Source organism: Natrinema sp. 1APR25-10V2, from assembly GCF_031626495.1.
Lineage (GTDB): Archaea > Halobacteriota > Halobacteria > Halobacteriales > Natrialbaceae > Natrinema.
In genome coordinates, this window is sequence record NZ_JAMQOJ010000006.1 from 132,004 (window position 1) to 147,821 (window position 15,818).

General features: G+C 61.6%; 15 protein-coding genes. 6 read left to right on the forward strand and 9 right to left on the reverse strand.

Going from position 1 to position 15,818, the window contains the following annotated elements; translation table 11 throughout:
• Positions 1 to 329: 329 nt before the first annotated feature.
• Positions 330 to 1,475 (reverse strand): hypothetical protein, encoded by a 1,146-nt coding sequence (locus NDO75_RS18980; protein WP_310908186.1) that lies wholly within the window; start codon positions 1,473 to 1,475, stop codon positions 330 to 332.
• Between the two features lie 832 nt (positions 1,476 to 2,307).
• On the opposite strand from NDO75_RS18980, the gene NDO75_RS18985 reads away from it, so the two are divergent.
• Positions 2,308 to 3,129 carry an ArsR family transcriptional regulator gene (locus NDO75_RS18985; protein ID WP_310908187.1) on the forward strand — a complete coding sequence of 274 codons (822 nt, stop codon included), beginning with the start codon at positions 2,308 to 2,310 and terminating at the stop codon, positions 3,127 to 3,129.
• 730 nt (positions 3,130 to 3,859) lie between these two features.
• On the opposite strand, the gene NDO75_RS18990 is transcribed toward NDO75_RS18985, so the two are convergent.
• Positions 3,860 to 4,387 carry a pantetheine-phosphate adenylyltransferase gene (locus NDO75_RS18990; protein WP_310908188.1) on the reverse strand — a complete coding sequence of 176 codons (528 nt, stop codon included), beginning with the start codon at positions 4,385 to 4,387 and terminating at the stop codon, positions 3,860 to 3,862.
• A gap of 440 nt (positions 4,388 to 4,827) precedes the next feature.
• Here NDO75_RS18990 and NDO75_RS18995 point away from each other — a divergent pair, with 440 nt between their 5' ends.
• A complete protein-coding gene (locus NDO75_RS18995; RefSeq protein WP_310908189.1) occupies positions 4,828 to 4,989 on the forward strand; it encodes a hypothetical protein in 162 nt (53 codons plus the stop codon).
• 1,449 nt (positions 4,990 to 6,438) lie between these two features.
• Here NDO75_RS18995 and NDO75_RS19000 read toward each other — a convergent pair.
• On the reverse strand, positions 6,439 to 7,083 hold the full coding sequence (locus NDO75_RS19000; RefSeq protein ID WP_310908190.1) for an MBL fold metallo-hydrolase: 645 nt from the start codon (positions 7,081 to 7,083) through the stop codon (positions 6,439 to 6,441).
• Between the two features lie 63 nt (positions 7,084 to 7,146).
• On the opposite strand from NDO75_RS19000, the gene NDO75_RS19005 reads away from it, so the two are divergent.
• Complete coding sequence (locus NDO75_RS19005; RefSeq protein WP_310908191.1) at positions 7,147 to 7,281, forward strand: hypothetical protein; 135 nt, start codon at positions 7,147 to 7,149, stop codon at positions 7,279 to 7,281.
• A gap of 328 nt (positions 7,282 to 7,609) precedes the next feature.
• Positions 7,610 to 8,212 carry a PaaI family thioesterase gene (locus NDO75_RS19010; RefSeq protein WP_310908192.1) on the forward strand — a complete coding sequence of 201 codons (603 nt, stop codon included), beginning with the start codon at positions 7,610 to 7,612 and terminating at the stop codon, positions 8,210 to 8,212.
• A gap of 183 nt (positions 8,213 to 8,395) precedes the next feature.
• Here the strand turns inward: NDO75_RS19010 and NDO75_RS19015 are convergent, their stop codons facing one another.
• Together NDO75_RS19015 and NDO75_RS19020 are read right to left on the reverse strand one after the other, a co-directional pair.
• Positions 8,396 to 9,547 carry a hypothetical protein gene (locus NDO75_RS19015; protein ID WP_310908193.1) on the reverse strand — a complete coding sequence of 384 codons (1,152 nt, stop codon included), beginning with the start codon at positions 9,545 to 9,547 and terminating at the stop codon, positions 8,396 to 8,398.
• Between the two features lie 709 nt (positions 9,548 to 10,256).
• On the reverse strand, positions 10,257 to 11,555 hold the full coding sequence (locus NDO75_RS19020) for a transposase (RefSeq protein ID WP_310908194.1): 1,299 nt from the start codon (positions 11,553 to 11,555) through the stop codon (positions 10,257 to 10,259).
• Between the two features lie 50 nt (positions 11,556 to 11,605).
• Here NDO75_RS19020 and NDO75_RS19025 point away from each other — a divergent pair, with 50 nt between their 5' ends.
• Positions 11,606 to 11,749 (forward strand): hypothetical protein, encoded by a 144-nt coding sequence (locus NDO75_RS19025; protein ID WP_310908195.1) that lies wholly within the window; start codon positions 11,606 to 11,608, stop codon positions 11,747 to 11,749.
• 1,674 nt (positions 11,750 to 13,423) lie between these two features.
• Here the strand turns inward: NDO75_RS19025 and NDO75_RS19030 are convergent.
• Together NDO75_RS19030 and NDO75_RS19035 are read right to left on the reverse strand one after the other, a co-directional pair.
• Positions 13,424 to 13,612 (reverse strand): hypothetical protein, encoded by a 189-nt coding sequence (locus tag NDO75_RS19030; RefSeq protein WP_310908196.1) that lies wholly within the window; start codon positions 13,610 to 13,612, stop codon positions 13,424 to 13,426.
• Positions 13,613 to 13,645: 33 nt separating this feature from the next.
• A complete protein-coding gene (locus tag NDO75_RS19035) occupies positions 13,646 to 13,936 on the reverse strand; it encodes a HalOD1 output domain-containing protein (RefSeq protein WP_310908197.1) in 291 nt (96 codons plus the stop codon).
• A gap of 425 nt (positions 13,937 to 14,361) precedes the next feature.
• Between NDO75_RS19035 and NDO75_RS19040 the strand changes: the two genes are divergently transcribed.
• Positions 14,362 to 14,712 carry a nuclear transport factor 2 family protein gene (locus tag NDO75_RS19040; RefSeq protein ID WP_310908198.1) on the forward strand — a complete coding sequence of 117 codons (351 nt, stop codon included), beginning with the start codon at positions 14,362 to 14,364 and terminating at the stop codon, positions 14,710 to 14,712.
• 73 nt (positions 14,713 to 14,785) lie between these two features.
• Here the strand turns inward: NDO75_RS19040 and NDO75_RS19045 are convergent, their stop codons facing one another.
• On the reverse strand, positions 14,786 to 14,986 hold the full coding sequence (locus NDO75_RS19045; protein ID WP_310908199.1) for a hypothetical protein: 201 nt from the start codon (positions 14,984 to 14,986) through the stop codon (positions 14,786 to 14,788).
• A 421-nt stretch (positions 14,987 to 15,407) separates the two neighbouring features.
• Positions 15,408 to 15,761 carry a DUF5658 family protein gene (locus NDO75_RS19050; RefSeq protein WP_310908200.1) on the reverse strand — a complete coding sequence of 118 codons (354 nt, stop codon included), beginning with the start codon at positions 15,759 to 15,761 and terminating at the stop codon, positions 15,408 to 15,410.
• Positions 15,762 to 15,818: the final 57 nt, after the last annotated feature.

The following is a 15,818-nucleotide window of genomic DNA, read 5'->3' on the forward strand; positions in this document are numbered from 1 at the left end:
GACACGCAGCGAGCGGAAGCCCACCCCTTTAGGGATGGGAGGATGTCAAATCCGGTGGACTTCGTCTATGTGGCCCGCCAGCGACGCTGCAACACAGCGCGCACCTCTGTGTCCGAGAGCGGAATTCCGTCGCGGATAGCCTCTTCACTCCTCGTATGCGTGGCGACCTAGCGCCGGTGCGGACGCCCTCCCTGCCCTACCATGTCACTCGGCCGTCGGCCTGCGTACTCATCGCAAACCGGACAGTAGCACCCGTCTCTTCGGTCATTCCGGGCTGAGACTGGTGATCAACCACTGCCTCGGTTCGAGGTAGCGCTCCAGGCTTCTCGTCACGTCTCATCGCTGTCAGCCGCAGCAGGCGCATCGGTGGCGACTACCGCCGAGAGCCGTCGGCGCCACTCCTGTTGTTCCTCGAGTTCCGCATGCAGCGTCTCGAGACGGGCGTCGATGTCGCCCACCTCCTCTCGAACCTCATCCACGACGGTCTCGATCTGCGTATCGACCCGCGCGAACTCCGCCTCGACCTCATCTGCCGCGGGAGCGGTCGCCTCCAGCTCGGTGAGCCGCGTTCGAAGCTCCTCCCGTTCGGTGGCGGCCGACTCCAGGTCGTCACGGAGGTCACCGAGTTCCGTGTGGATCTCCTCGAGGAGCTGTTGGGCCGTCCCTTCCTCGTCGAGGAACTCCTCCAGTGCGTCGAGATAGGCGGCGAACGTGTCCATTCGCTCCTGGACATGGTTCAGCCGCACTTCGAGGCTGGTCTCCGACCGCTGCCGATCTATGTACTCACAGAGCGTCGCTACGTCGGTGGGGTCAGCGGTGCCGGCCTCGAGTTCCGCGACGAGTGCCCCCAGGAGCGAGTCAGTCTGTCGCCCGGACGTCGTGTTCTCGGCATCTTCCTCACCGTCGGCGCCCGAGAGCAGTTCCGCGAACTCGACCTCATCGTCGGAAAAGCTCACGGTACACGGCTCGGTAAACTCGAACGTCCCGGTCCCGAGATCGGTCGCGGTCTCGTCCGCGTCGGCCGTATACTGCTGGCGGAGCTGCTCGAACTCCGCGGCGGCACTTCTGCCATCGGCTTTGGCGGTCTCAGCGACCTCGAGATCGAAGGCGTCCGGATCGACTACCCAGTACGTGACGCTATCGATACAGTCGTGATCGAGCGCCTTGACGACCGACTCCGGCTCGATCCGCGTTTCGAGGAGGAGCTCGATCTCGGTATCAGCCGAGCTGAACTCCTCGAGTTGCGGCCGCGCGCTGCGGATATCGAGGGCGTTATCGAGCTCGACCAGGATGCGTTCCCGGTGGGCCAGTTCCGAGTACGAGTCGTCGAACTGGATCCAAACGTAATACAGAGTCGCATCTGGACTCACGACTCGAGACGTTTCCGTCAGTAGGGCTTCAACCGCCTTCCGTCGCTCTGGCGCCGACTCGCTCGACGCATCGCTGGCAGGCAGTAAATTCTCGGTGTCTGTCATCTCCTTCCCCTGCTCCGGCGAAATAACAACCGTGCGTATATATCTATCTACTAATCAATCCTAGCTAGCACTAATATCCGCACCTACCGGTCGCAACCCACCGGTCCGGTCGCACTGGCGACCCTCCACCGACGGACTGGCACCCCCGGGTCGTGATTCCCGTGCAGGGCGCCTGAGCGAGACTGTACGACCTAGATTAGCGACGCCCCTCGGCTGCGAGCGCCGCCGCGGCGGTAAGCACGACCCAGCGTACAGGTCGCCGGCGCAGCATCGGTTTCCCCACCGATATCCGCGCTGCCAGCGTGAGCACTTCGATGTGGCGTGATCACCGTCGGCGTGCACCTATTCGTCGGTCCCGGGATTCGAGACGTAGAACGACGGTTCTGGTGAACGATCGTCTGAACCCATTCGATCTGTGCTGGGATAATTCGACGGACCAAGAATTAAAGCCACTGCCAGCATGGTCTTTCTCCTTCTGCCAACGTCGGTATGCACTTTCGGTCTGTCTCACAGCCAGTCGAGTTCGCCCACTGCTACCGTTTTCTACAGGCGCGGAAGGCGAGTGCCTCCGGGTCGGTCGAATGCCCGGCGATGTGCCGTCATGCCGAGACGCCTGCGCGCCGCGACTCACTCGTCCTCGAGCCGGTTCATTCCCTCGCTTAAAACTCTACTAGTTCGTCTGCTTTTCATCACTCAAACAGCTAGTGGTCGATCCGACTTCTGACCGCTGAGAAGATGCGAGCTTCAACGAAAATTGATGGATTTAAATTCTGAAACTGTAGATGCGAGTGGAGCCATTCTCCTTATTACCCAACAAGAATATTCCTTTGTAATGGATTCGCAGGACGAAGAACTCATTCGATTACTTGCTGACGCTACTAACCGAGCGATATTAACCGCTCTCAACGATGCTCCTCAGGAACTCGCTGTGACCGAACTCGCCGACCGACTCGGTTCGGCGGACGAAGCCGAACTCGAGCGGACGGTCATCTCGCTCCACCACAAGTACCTCCCCCGACTTGACGAAGCGGGGCTGGTCGAGTACGACCGCGAGAACAATGTCGTCACCAAGGGGGACTCCTCGGCAGTGACCGCCGATTGGATGGACATCGACGTCTGCGACGTGCTGCTCTCTGAGGTACGGACAGGCCGTAGACCCGACGAGAGTACCGTTGGACGACTCGAAGGGCGAGAAGCCGTGTACGACTACAGCCGAGAGCTGGCCGATCGAGCCGAAGACGAACTGTTTCTGATTTACGCCTCCGACGAACTACTCAGCGAGGAGTGTCTGCCGTCCGCAGAGAGAGCCATCGACCGGGGAGTTGAGTTTTACGCTGGGACGGAAAACCAAGAGGCCAGGGAGTTCTTTCGGGAGTGTCTGCCGGATGCGACAGTATGGGACCCGCAACTGGATTGGATGTACGAACAGGCGAGCTACCCCAAGCTGAGTCGACTGATCGTCGCTGATCGAGAGAACGTCGTTGTCGGACTGTGGGACGAAGATGCCGATGAGACGAAAACGGAGATCGCGATGATCGGTGAAGGAAAGACCAATCCCTTGGTGGTCCTCGTTCGCGAACTGCTCGGTCCTCGGCTGGATCATCTCGATTACCAGAGCGACGAGTTCCTCGACGATCTTCCGTTCGAATCGTAACCAGAAATCTGCAATCTGGTAGGTTCACTCTACCTCTACGACGTTCTCCACACCTTAGCTGATATCGTGTTCGATGAAGCGATTGACGGCCAGCTGCCTGGTCCATTCGACGAGTTCGGGACCGGCTTATTCGATAGGACGGTGACGTCGATCAGTGCACGACAATCAGGAGCCTTCCTCGTCGATCGATACGCGTCTCGCTGATGTTGGCCGTGGCTTTTCTGATAAATGCGAGTGTTCTGTACCGCCGACCGTGGTCAGCGGTTTCTGCCCCCTCCTAGATGCGTCACTGGAAGGTCCGAGATCGAGTGTGACAATCTGGCAATTGACTCCACGTTGGGACGATCTCGGACATGGCGAGGTCTGTCTCGGAGCAGATCGGTGTCGGGTCTTCGACCAGATCCTTTCCCCTCGCCAGAGAATCTTTAACATTGCGAGGTGATAATACTGTTGGCCGTTTGATGCCATCAATAACTGTTAATAGTTATCACCGAAAAGAACTAGTTGCTTCTAGCCCCCATTCAGACGCACACTCCTTCCCCCCTGCTTTCGGGTTCCAACTGTCCCCTGTGAGCATTGCTGTCCTGCTCGCTGTCACCTCTTTGAGAAAGCGTCAGGTCGAATCTCCGATTGAAGGCGCGTATAGATGACAACGGCGGGTCACGGACTGGTGTTTCCATCACAGATGGCGCAGGCGAAAGCCCACGGCTTTAGCCGTGCGATGAAGCCGTCACTTCGGATCAGTGAGTAACTGTCCGTGCGCGTCGATCTCACCGTTTCGGATACGGGTGCTACTGATCCGAACTCCGTCGTCGGCGGTGACGAACGGGGCGGTGTGAATCTCGAGGGGTGCGAGCCCGTCGGTCACCCGTTGCTCGTTCAGTTCGTGAGCGCGGTGCTGGGCTTTTCCTTCGGGGGAGACGATCAGCGCATTGATGTCCTCGCGGGTCGCCGCTGGACCGTGCGTATCCTCCAGTTTGATGATCTCGTGCGACGCGGTGTAGGCACCACTCAGTTGGTCCAATTCGCTCTCGAGTGCGTCGCGTCGCTGGTCGAACGGGCCGAGGAGTTCGGCGTGGGTCGGATCGCTCCGTGTCCGTTTCGCCAGCGCCGTCGCCGTCAGGGCGACGATCACGTGGCCATCGCCTGTCCCGTCGTGGCTCGCGGTCTGGAAGGCTTTGTGCAGGAGTGCGCGGTGGCCGTCGTGGATCGGCGTGAACGTTCCGCCGAGGATCGCGATGCGGTCACTGTCGTTCATGGGTGGCTGTACGTAATTCATTCACGTATATTGATTGGATACGCGATTGCGGCGGCTATCCACTTCACAGGCGGTACGAGGCGGATAGTCCGGCCTTTGCGGTCGGGGAGGAAGCCGACGCCGGATGACACTAACCACGTTCCGTCGGGGTCGTGCCCCGGGGTACTCGCCTTGCATGTCCATCGAACGAACGCCCATGACGCCTGACCCGCAAGTCGGATCCGGTCTGCGCAGTAGGTGGTGGACGGGTGAGGTCGTCGCTCACACAGAATTAAGCTGTCGCGGTGTGCGTTTGTGGGTGGTCTCTGTGTGGGGCCGTGTGGCAGGACTCGTGGTATCGATATTCATGGGTCAGCCAGTGTTAATATCGACTAACAATGGCCAGAAGAAGGCTGGGAATGGCCGTTAAACCTATACGCACTGTGTAGAACGTGTTCTCTATGATTGATGGGTCACTCTGCCAACCCGACCGATCGCCGGACGTAACGCAGGTCAAGATCGCCCAGCACTTGGATGCGGCACTCGTCGCAGAGGAGGCCAGCGAGAAGGACTACCACGTCCGGGAGGCGCTCCAACTCTTCGCCGCGCGAGAGCAACTCTGAGGGGATAGCGGCCCCACTCCTCGAAGGCTCGATTTCCTTCTCGAAAGCGAATCGCCGATACGTGTGGCCCTTAGTAGGAGATGTTCGTAGTGGCAGCGTCCGTGTTCGAGCCCTTTTCGAAGAATAGGTCCAGTAGCTACCTATTGTTCTGTCTCACTCTCTGAGTGCCGCTTTCAGTCACCGAGCCCACGAACAGCACGCTTGGCAGCGTTTTCGCTACGCGCGGTGAAGGCGAACGATCCCTCGCTGACGGACGGCCGGCGGAAGCAGACACCGTCGCATCGACAACCGAGTCACGTACCACCAGTGTGGCCAGTCTGGTGCCTGCTTTCACCTTGGGTCCGACGGGCCAACGGCCGCGCCCGCTTTTGCGACGGCCGCGAGAATGCCCGTCAGCACCAGCCCGACGCCAGTGAGGACGAGCGCGCAGAGGCGCGTACGTGAGAGTACAGTCTGCACCGCCGCCGAGTATGAGGCGTTACCGACATCCAGCCGGACTGGGCACGCGACCGGACGTGGCCACTTACCCGGACCGCGACCTCCGGTGCATGCCTGTCCACAGTGAAACGATCGAAGCCTGGCCAGCGACAGCAGCGCAGCCGTATGCAGTCGGAGAACGATGCGAAAGGTGGAACACGACGTCTGCAGTGGGGGTGCTGTTCCCTGGTATCCCTGTCAGCCGGTCCGTCATACCGGCTAATCGTCCTGATACAAGTCAGTCTAATAATGGTTTGGGTACGTATGCGGACTAGCGGATGAGAGCCACTCACTGAGCCACGGCCACGCGGTCGACGTATGCACGTGCGGCAGGAGGGGGGCTCTCAGACGCTGTGCGTATTCGGCGCCACAACCCGGCGGTGTGTCCGCACTGACATCCTCCCACGGCTAAAGACGTGGGGTTTCCCCACTGGGGGTTGAACCCACGTAAGTCAGGGTAGCTCGAAGCGGGGCTGCTCGGCGATAGGTGATGGGACGTTCCGCACCTAGTACTAGCAGGCTGGCGGGCCCAACGGGGGACCAACGTAGCTCGCCGGTTGGGCGAGGTGACTGCTGAACCTCACGGCGCGCCCTCTCAAGGCGGTTTTCGGACGAGTCAGGCCGGGGGGTGTACGAGTGCGCGCCGCTTCTGACGTGTCCGATCGGCGGCGGAAGCGGAGTGGCCAGTAGCTATATCAATTCGAGATGGCCACTCACGCCTGGGACGGGGCAGCCGCTCACTGCGTAGGGTCGCCGCCGAGTGCCTCTGACAGCGACACTTGGCGCCCCGTCCCGCATGCTCTCGCTATGTCACAGTGGGTCATCGCCAGACAGCACTAGCACCGGCAGGCGCAGCACCCGGTGCATCAAGTCCGCCTCCGTACTGGCCACGACTGCCGGACATCGAGGCAGGTTGAGTTGATTTCACAGGCGAAACATGGTGAGCGCCTCGGGGCGTGCCCTCGAGGGACTTCACGTTGTCTTCGGTTGATCGAAATCTTCGATGAGCGTCTCGACCGGGTCGTGTCCGTTTTCAGTGACGTTCGCCCCGTGGCTGAGCAGGACCGTCTCGAACTCGTACTCGGCGAGGACCGCGACACTGTCGCGTGCCTGCTCGTCGTCGGCGTTGTAGTCCGCGTCGATGACGGCGAACGGGCCGCTCCAGTCCCCCGCCGCGGCGAACGGCGAGTCAGCGGCGACGACGGTATCGCCCGCCACGAGGATCTCCTCGTAGAGATAGGACATATTGCCGGGCGTGTGGCCGGGTGCCGCAATCGGTCGAATGCCCCAGTAGGTGTCGTTAGATGCCAGCGGGGTGTCGACCTCGAGGCCGGCCGCCTCGAGAGCCGCGACGTCGTCAGCCGGGGCAGCAACGACAAGCCCGTCGATGGCAGCGCGCAACGCCGGGACACCGCCGTAGTGGTCGGCATCGCCGTGTTCGACGATGACAATGTTGATCTCGTGATCAGTGGCGATGTCGGCCAGTTGGTCGGTTGTAGCCTCGCTCCCGGCACCGAATAGGATCGTGGCTTGATCGGTGTCGAGCACGTGGACCCCGAGCGGTTCGTCATACGTCCAGTCGAGTTCGTAGCTATAGACCTCAGGTCGGATTTCCATACCACTGCTCATCTCACTACGATCATTGTTACTGTGCCTCATATAGTGCGAGGGGATGATACAATGATCGCGAAAGCCCACAAGTTCAGCCGTTCGGAGGACGTCACAGCGGTCGACTTCCGCCACAGCAGCGCGTTTGCGGGTATGCCGTCGTCGGTCAGCGGGATGTGCCTGGATGAGATTCTCGGCTATCGATGAACGGACAGCGTTACATCGGCAAACGAGCCGTCGGTAAGAACAATCAGAGTCCGCTATCCATGGTGGGGGCTGTTGTGGCTCAGCCCGAAACACAGGTCGTACTCAAGAGAACCAACGGTGAGATGGAACCTGCGAATCCCCCAGAAGACGTGGGGTTACCCCTCAGTGAGGGACGCCCACGACTAAAGTCGTGGGAGAAGTCACACAGCGGTCGAGCTAGCGTCGATCCCTCCTCTCAGTCTCGTCCATGCACGTAGACGGCTTCGAATATTCCAGTACGCCTGCCGGAGGCATAACCTCCACATAGTAATCTATCGTATCGGGTGCCATGACAGACACCGAGGACGACACGCGGATGGTCGAGTTATCAGTACCAGCGGCCGAGTACGACCGCCTTCAAACGGTGAGCGACGATCCCGACACGGTTCTCGCGGACGCCCTGCGCCGGGAACTGCGCGTCCGGGAGGGGATGGCCGCCGTCGAGGCGCGGCGGCGCGGGGAGGCCGACGAGTCGATTGATCTCCCGTCGCCGGGCCCGCCATCGGACTCCCCCATCGGCACCCTGCTCGGCTGGGAAATCGAGTCGCTCGGTGATGGCGAGGCCGTTCTCTCGATGGAGGCGACCAGCCGGCACGCGAACCGCGGCGGCCCCGTCCAGGGCGGCGTCATCACTGCACTGGCGGACACGACGACCGCGGTCGCGTTCATGACGACCCTTGAGGAAGGTGAGTCGACGACGAACATCGAACTCAAGATCAACTTCCTCCGGCCGGTGTTCGAAGACCGCCTCGAGGCGACGGCCACCGTCGTCAACCGGGGTCGAACCCTCGGTCTCGTCCAATGTGATGTGCATACGTCGGAGGGGAAACTCGTCGCGCGGCTCTCGACCACCTACATGGTGCTGCGTGGCGATCAGGCTGAGGGACGGTGAGGGGAGCGCTGTAGCCCTCCCCAGGAACGCAGCGGTTGGTCGCATTCCGAACCGCGAGTCGGCGTGGCAGCACAGCAATCCGTTATTCTGCGCAACGCACTCCCCATCAGCCTCTACCTCTTGGCGTGGTTTGCGGGAACAGCGAGCCGGCCGATACGAGGGCCAGTGGGTGGCGCGTAAGACTCAGAAATGGTAGCCGTACTGGGCGGTGAGCTGGTAGGCGGCCGTCCCCCAGATGTAGTTCTGCCCCGGCCACCAGGTTCGGGCGGTGTTGAAGCCGGCGACGAGCACGCCCCGTCCCGGGGCTGCGGGATCCGATCGATAGCTCACCGAGCCGCTGTCGCCGTCGGCCATGTCGCGTTCGTCGCCCCACCGGAGTTGACCGTGTCGACACGTCTCGCCGGTGAGACACGTGACGGCGTCGATCCCCTCGATCCGGCCGGTCGTGTGGCCGGTCCGAGCGCCGACTTTTTCGAGCGATTTCCCCCGCGCAGCGAGGTCGGCCAGCCCCAGCCGCGTGAACTGACCGCGGACGCGCTGTCGCGTCGGGCCGGCGATCACGCTGGCGGGGCGACACGGGCCGTCCGAAGCGACCGTCAACACGTCTGCAGTCGGATGCGCGGCGGTGACGCGACCCAGGGGCACCGTCTGGCCGCTGGCAAGCGGGAGCCAGAGCTCGCCGTCGGTGGGTGTCGCCCCCGGAACGGCATGGCTGGCCGTCGCGAACAGCGTCCGCTCGGCGCGCGGATCGTAGAGCGCAGGCGTCAGCGTCGCCAGACTGGCCGTGAGTCCGGACTTCGCCCGACAAGTGATGCCACCGGGAACGGGGCCGTTATCGATGTGCTCAGCGAATCTAAGGGGACGTTTCGACCGATCGGCAGCCTGGGCTGCATCCTGTTCGATCGTTTCGACGTCATAGGCGATCCCCTCGAGGAGTTCCTCGAGGATCGGGCGGGTCCGGTCGAACGCCGCTGCCGACACGCCGACCGAGATGGTCGCCCCCGGATCGCGGTAGTCGCCGGGGACGACCATACTGCCAAGATAGCCGGGGAGGCGCGTCCGGGCGAGACGCCGGTTGAGGTCACACGCCGTCGTGACCGCGGCGTGCCAGTCGGCGGGGACGGTCTTCGTCCGCTCCTCGAGCGTCCACGGCTCGGCCGGCTCCGGCCTGACGAGGGCGGTGGTGATCTCGACCTCGCCCGCAGCGTCGAGGACATCCTCGACGCCCAGCACCTGTGCGATGCCGAGCGCGTAGCCGGCCGTGCCGACCGTCCGGAGGAACTCACGGCGGTCGCGTCCGCCCGCAGCGCGCTGGTCTCGGGATGATGGAGTCATCGTTGCCTGTGGGGCCCCTCACCGGGCGCGCCCACGCGCCACGGCGTCTCCTTCCCCTCTCGGACCGCGTGCAATGTCTAGTCGTGAAAACCATGTTGCTAGTTCTCAGTCTGTGAAAAGCTACCACTTCTGCTGCTGCGCGGTGGGGTGATGGCCGTGCCTGTCGGCAGCGCAGCGAGCCCGAGCGCCGCGCTCGTCAGAGCCACAGCCCCAGTCGGTGTTCTGGCTTCCGTTGACCGGCGATACCTCGACATCGAGTGCTTCGAGCGACGTACCGGGCGAATGGATCGCCTCGGGGACGAGTGGGACGAGACGCCGAAGGGTCTCGGCACCACGGCCGATTGTTGGCCTTTCGAACGCCCTCGAGGCCTCCGGTCTGCGCAATCTGGGATTCGGAGACCGAATGCATCGCGGAGATCTCCAGCAATTATGATAGGTTCAATAGCTACCTATTGTATCTGAACTACCTATTATTGCTGTCTCCCTGAGACCACTCGTACAGAGGGCCGGTGACCAACGCGTTCGTGGGAAACACGGTGCCTAACGAGGGGACAGTCGGGGCATCCGTTATGGCCATTCACCACACCTCCCATTGGCCGTCGCTCTGCGGTACTACGCCGGAGTTCGGCCGGACAGCATGCGAGGGTACCTGACGCTCTTGACATCCTCCCACCCCTAAAGGGGTGGGATTCCTCCGGTGGGATGTTGGCTATGCCGTACCCACGGAGGCAAGTTTCCCGTCGTCGGTACTCTGGTTTGTGCGCTCCTCGTTGGGACTTGCCCTCTCGGGAGAGCGTGACGACTCCGACCACGTATAGTCGTCCCACTTGAGGCGCACGGGCCGTGCCATCGACCCGACTTCTCTGCCAGCCTGTCGTTCGAGGAACGTCCGCGAGGCACCGAGGTCGGCGTGTCCCTCGTAGCCACACGAACACCGGAACACGTCGCCGTCCCACTCTGTATCGTCTCGCTCGCCACACACGGGGCACTCCGCCGTCGTGTATGCTTCTGACTCGATTTCGACCGCGATGCCGTACTCCTCGGCGGTCGTGGCGAGACGGTCGATGAACGAGCGATACGCCCAGAATTGGTGCGTTTTCTCGTTCACCCGCGCCGACCACTGTTCCGACAGCACATCGGTGAGGTCGCCCACGTATACGGTGGCAACGCCCTCGTCGTACAGTCGTCCCATCAAGTCTCGCACGAGCGTGTCCTGTGCGTGGTCGCGTCGACGTGTCCGCTTGCGGTAGAGGCGTCGAATCCGTCGGCTACTGTACCGTCCCTCGCGGAGTGTCGATTGCAAGCGGGCGATTTCCTCGGTGGTTTCGCGGAAGCGGGCGAACAGGTCACGGCCCTCGTAGAGGTACTGCTGGCCGGTCGTGGTAGTACAGGCGACGAGGTTGTTCGCACCCACGTCCAAGGCAGCCGATTCCTCGGCTAGTGGTGAATCCCGTCGAGAATCAGGCACGGTGATGGGTTGAATGGCCCTGAACGTGTCGTCCACCTCGTCGTAGTACAGTTCCAACCGACCCTGTTCGCCCTCCCATTTCGGGTCGCCAGCGACTTCGAGGCGTAGGCGCTCGTGGTAGCCAAGTCCGTACTCGTCTTTTCGGTCTTGGCCGACAGGGATTTCGAGGCGGCTCCGTTCGCCGATTTCGAGGATGTACTGGTCGTTGCGGATGAACGTGCGGAGTTCCCGACCCTCATCCTCGTTGCCCCAGTAGCCCGGCGGGGCGGTGTATTCGCCGTCTTCTCGGGCGGCGAAGAACGACCGCCACGCCTCGCTGTTCTTGCGGATGACCTGTTGGGCGGTGGCGGAGCCGAGGACGCCGACGTACTGCTTGCGGTAGTCGGCGGTATCCCACACCGTATCGCCCTCGAAGAAGTTCTGACGACGTTCGTAGTTCAGTTCGTTCCACAGGCTGGCGGAGGCGTCCAACAGGTCGCGGAGCAGTTGCTCGTCCTGCCTGGAGAGCGGGCGCACCGCGAACGTGTTGGTTCGCCTCATAACAACAGACATTTGTAGTTCTATGTCTAAATGTCTTTTGGACATAGACGATGCGACCGAACATCGACATTTCTCACACGTTAAACGGGCGCGTGAAAGACTACGCCGAACAGCAGGACGTGAGCCTCGAAGAAGCCTATCAGGAGATTATCGAAGCGGGGCTGGAAGCGGTGGAACCTCCAGACGAGCAATAGCGTGTGGATTGCCGAGCCACGCTGTCGCTTACACCCACCCCTAAAGGGGTGGGCTTCCGCTCGCTACGTGTCAGTTGGAGGCAAGGACAGGACCCCGACGCTGGTGATCGTCAGATCGGCGTCGAGCAGTGCGTGTTTGGGTGAGCCCCCTATATCCTGTCCGACTTCACGTATCACGAACCGCTATCTAAATCTACTGGCCGGCAGTCTAGCCCTAGAGCCGTGACTGCAGCGGCATTCGACCGAAGCGATGCGCCGCGGTCGCCTATCATCGTACCCCCGGCTGCCCCGATATTACGCGCGCAAAAAATACGCTGTAGATGTTAGAATCTACTAGTAGGTACTACTAGTGCACTAGCCCTGCAGCCTCTGAGAGTTAGGTATGGCGCTGGTCGATCGGGAAGCACCGCCGGGGAAGGGCTCATCTTTGATCAGCGAGGAAGTCCCGCCGTTTACCGCGGGGAGGAATCGCGTCACTTGACTGTTTGTCCGACATTACAGCAGTCCTTCAATGAGGGCGGGGAAGATGTCACTGGGTGTGTCGAAGGGGAAGGGGGAGTAGTAGGCAGGACACCATGCCAGGAGAGCGGTCGGTGGTGAATGCCGCCCTGCCTATCTCCAACCAGATGGCCGATATATTATAGTTCTTTCCCCGAGCCAGTTTAATGTTCGAAAATGTTGGCCGAAACTCAGCGGTGGTGTTCTCGTCCCAAGTCGGGCCAGGGCTGAGGTCGACTACCAGTCTGCCGAGTGGCTTCCTCTCGTAGGGAAGCCGCGCCGTGTACGGCGGGGAGAATGTCACGGTATCGAGCAACCGGGAAGCTACTACGGCTACCTCGGAAGAGATGGCGAAGGATTCCACCATCACATCAGTGAGGCCACAGACACCGTCTACGTAACCCCGAACCGCCGTCGCCCGGCTCGCGGGTGGTCCGACCGTGCGGATAGCCGTGGACCGTGGCGGTAAACAGACTCAACTGACGCCTCGCAGTGGGGGCCGAACTTTCCGCCCGACCCCGCTCAATGGAGACGAACAGATAGCTATCCGGTCAGAATTTCTCTGATGGGTACATTTAACAGAGTGAGATTCAATCTAGCACGTATATATAATATATAATTACTATATATGGAAAGAGAGTGTTTAAGAATACAACTAGTGGGCAGGGAAATCAGGGGGGACGTGTGCGCGTAACTGCCCCTCAAAGGACGAACGCCTCGCCCTGGCGCTCGGTCAACCGGTTCGCGTCGGCCACCGTCTCGGTCACCACGTCGACGTTCACCCATGATGGGCATAAATCCCTTTCGCCGACTGGCCGGCACCCAGCGACGCGCCTCTGTTCTCGGCCGTTCGCTCGCCCTCTTTCGGGAGGCCCGCGCCGCTGTCCGTGACGAGGGGCCGGTCGCCACTGCCAGTGGTATATGACCTAATGAAAGTCTCATACGTTGAAACACGCTGATACGTTTTTTTTTCGCTATCCGCGATTCTCTCAGGTGATGGAAGCGCAATGCGAATCGCTCTTGATTCGGTGCCTTCGCTGTGGATCGACGAAAATCGGCTGCGTACCGAAGGACGGCAGGGCCACACCGCAGAATCGGAACTCGTGTTCGAGCTGTGGCAATAACCGTTTTCGGGTGGTGGAAGGGGACGCCTGACCAGAGCGCCCCGTTAGACCATTACGGCCACCGTTCGTGACGAGCCGTTGCTCGTCGGATAGGGGCGCCGCCGGCCGTTACCGGGACCGGCTGGGTGGTCGCATCGGTAGCGATCGGTTCGTCGGTTAACTCGCGCTCACGGTTGGCGAGTACATCGAGGATGCGCTGGCCGTGGCGGGCTGACGGACTGCTGGTCGGCCAGTCGGCCATGACGGCCGCTCACCGACACTCCACCGCTAGCGGCTACTCACACGGCTCCTCCTCGACGGCGTCTGCCGTCGAGTGGCTGTCGACCTGCAACGAGTCGTCATCGACGACATCAACACCGCCAGCACTGTCGACGCGGACCGTATAGCCTAGATAGCGGAACACCAACTCACCATCAGATCCGTCGCTGGTAGAGAACAACGCGTCGAGCGCATCCGTCTCGATGACGTCGTGAAGCGGTGGCGTTAATTCTACCGGATCAACGTTTTCTCGAGCAGCCACTTGTTGGACGACGCTCAGACTGACTGCCTCCCCCTCTCCTCTCATGGCATGCGCTGCAATACCCCCGTATAAGAAAATAGTGGATTTGTCGGACTCATGTCAGACGTTTATTTCATAGAAGTAGCCCCATTTCCCTACAGAACCACTCGAAAAAGACGCCTATCGATAGCTCACCTGAATACGGAAACCGGTCCCGAACCGGGAGCGGGACCGCGCAACGTCGGTAGGTCGCGAGCGGCGAGCAGTGCTGGCAGCGTCCCACTGGGGGTTAGGACGCCGACACTGTGAACTAGTCCCACGGACACGGAGCCGGCTCTTGCCTATCGCGGGCGTCGATCGCGGCAAGGGCGGCGAGTGGATCGAGCGCCGCTGTGTCGGCGGTCTCCGTCACCAATCAACAACTCAACAGAAACGTTATGGCATACTCTGTCAAAGCGTCTCACACCCACGAGACGAGTGGGGGACAGACCATGCCACCGACCGAAGATATCCTAGAACACCACCTCGAGGCCTTCGAGGCACAGGACCTCGACGCCGTCATGGAGGACTATACCGATGAGTCGACGGTCGTCACCACTATGGGAACGTTCCGCGGGCGCGAGGAGATCGAGGGCTTGTTCGAGGACCTGTTCGACGAGTTCGACGATCCGGACGCATCGATCACGATGGACGAACAACGCGTCGAGGGCGAGTTCGGGTATATCGTCTGGCACGGTGAGACACCGGCCAACGAATACGAGTTCGCGACAGACACCTTTCACATCCCCGAGGACGTGATCCGCTTCCAGACGTTTGCGGGACAGATCACCCCGAAAGAGTGACCGCCGGCCACCGTCCACCGGCGGCCGGCCTGGAAGCGGTGTCCCGACAGCGCCTCACCCGGCCGCGGCCCGGCTACTGCCTACGGCTGGCCGGCGACTCGAGCGACCGGATCCCCGCAACTTCGAGGGCCGGACTCGTCGCCACTTCCTCGAGTTCAAGCGTTGCATGAACAGGACAGTAGTAGACCACGTCCGCCGTACCCGCGGTCACATTGATCACCTCGATCCGGTGGGTCGCGTCATCAGCGCAGGTCGGCCACCATTCGCAGGACATGTTGTATGCTAACTACTCCCACAGTATAGTAGTTCGCTGCCAGTCCCGGTTCAGTCTCTCCCTGCAAGGGGCGTAGGGTCCGCTTGGACGCGCCCGTTCCGCAGCATGATCGATGGGACGCCGTGCGGGGCTGCCGCGCGAAACACCCGCTGTCCACGCCGGTACCGACCGTGACCCGTCGACGGACACCACCACCGAGCGGCGGCCTGGACCGCCCATCCGTCGGCGGGGCGCTATCGCACTGGCGCGTAGGGACCGCGCCGCGACTGGGCTCTCGGTCCAAACGACGCGGTGGTTCGTGAGGGGAGTCGGGGTGTCGGCTGCCACGGGTCACCGAAGGCGCGTCCCTGGGCGCCTGTCCGACGTGTCTGCTGGGAATCGGTGGGCGATCTGCGTCTCGTTGCCGCCACACTGGCTGCGCTCAGACTAGCGTCGCTCCGGAGAGTCCGAGATGCAGATTCCAGACCGAGACGAACCCGCCGACTAACACCAATCCGATCGGCACGCCGCTTTGCCACTTCCGAGGAGTAACGCGATAGAGGCCGTAGAACGCCCCCAATCCGAGTATCTTCACCGGCACGAGGATCCAGATGCCTGCGGCGTTAATCGCCGTGGCAAGCACGGGGTTCCCTTCAACGAGGGCCGATGTCGCGAGCAAGTACACCGTACTCACAACGTCGGCGATACCGAAGAGGAGCACGGCAAGCGCCCAAAGCGTGGAATGCATAGACGACCGGGAGAACAGCCCCTCGAGTGTGTGGGCGACGGAGTGCATGGACGCACGTGCTCGACATGACAATAATAGAAATTACCGCGACACGGCCGCTTAGCC

Coding starts and splice junctions, on each gene's coding strand:
- NDO75_RS18980 (WP_310908186.1), bottom strand. CDS start 1,475: ATGACAGACACCGAGAATTTACTGCCTGCCAGCGATGCGTCGAGCGAG.
- NDO75_RS18985 (WP_310908187.1), top strand. CDS start 2,308: ATGGATTCGCAGGACGAAGAACTCATTCGATTACTTGCTGACGCTACT.
- NDO75_RS18990 (WP_310908188.1), bottom strand. CDS start 4,387: ATGAACGACAGTGACCGCATCGCGATCCTCGGCGGAACGTTCACGCCG.
- NDO75_RS18995 (WP_310908189.1), top strand. CDS start 4,828: ATGATTGATGGGTCACTCTGCCAACCCGACCGATCGCCGGACGTAACG.
- NDO75_RS19000 (WP_310908190.1), bottom strand. CDS start 7,083: ATGGAAATCCGACCTGAGGTCTATAGCTACGAACTCGACTGGACGTAT.
- NDO75_RS19005 (WP_310908191.1), top strand. CDS start 7,147: ATGATCGCGAAAGCCCACAAGTTCAGCCGTTCGGAGGACGTCACAGCG.
- NDO75_RS19010 (WP_310908192.1), top strand. CDS start 7,610: ATGACAGACACCGAGGACGACACGCGGATGGTCGAGTTATCAGTACCA.
- NDO75_RS19015 (WP_310908193.1), bottom strand. CDS start 9,547: ATGACTCCATCATCCCGAGACCAGCGCGCTGCGGGCGGACGCGACCGC.
- NDO75_RS19020 (WP_310908194.1), bottom strand. CDS start 11,555: ATGAGGCGAACCAACACGTTCGCGGTGCGCCCGCTCTCCAGGCAGGAC.
- NDO75_RS19025 (WP_310908195.1), top strand. CDS start 11,606: ATGCGACCGAACATCGACATTTCTCACACGTTAAACGGGCGCGTGAAA.
- NDO75_RS19030 (WP_310908196.1), bottom strand. CDS start 13,612: ATGGCCGACTGGCCGACCAGCAGTCCGTCAGCCCGCCACGGCCAGCGC.
- NDO75_RS19035 (WP_310908197.1), bottom strand. CDS start 13,936: ATGAGAGGAGAGGGGGAGGCAGTCAGTCTGAGCGTCGTCCAACAAGTG.
- NDO75_RS19040 (WP_310908198.1), top strand. CDS start 14,362: ATGCCACCGACCGAAGATATCCTAGAACACCACCTCGAGGCCTTCGAG.
- NDO75_RS19045 (WP_310908199.1), bottom strand. CDS start 14,986: ATGTCCTGCGAATGGTGGCCGACCTGCGCTGATGACGCGACCCACCGG.
- NDO75_RS19050 (WP_310908200.1), bottom strand. CDS start 15,761: ATGCACTCCGTCGCCCACACACTCGAGGGGCTGTTCTCCCGGTCGTCT.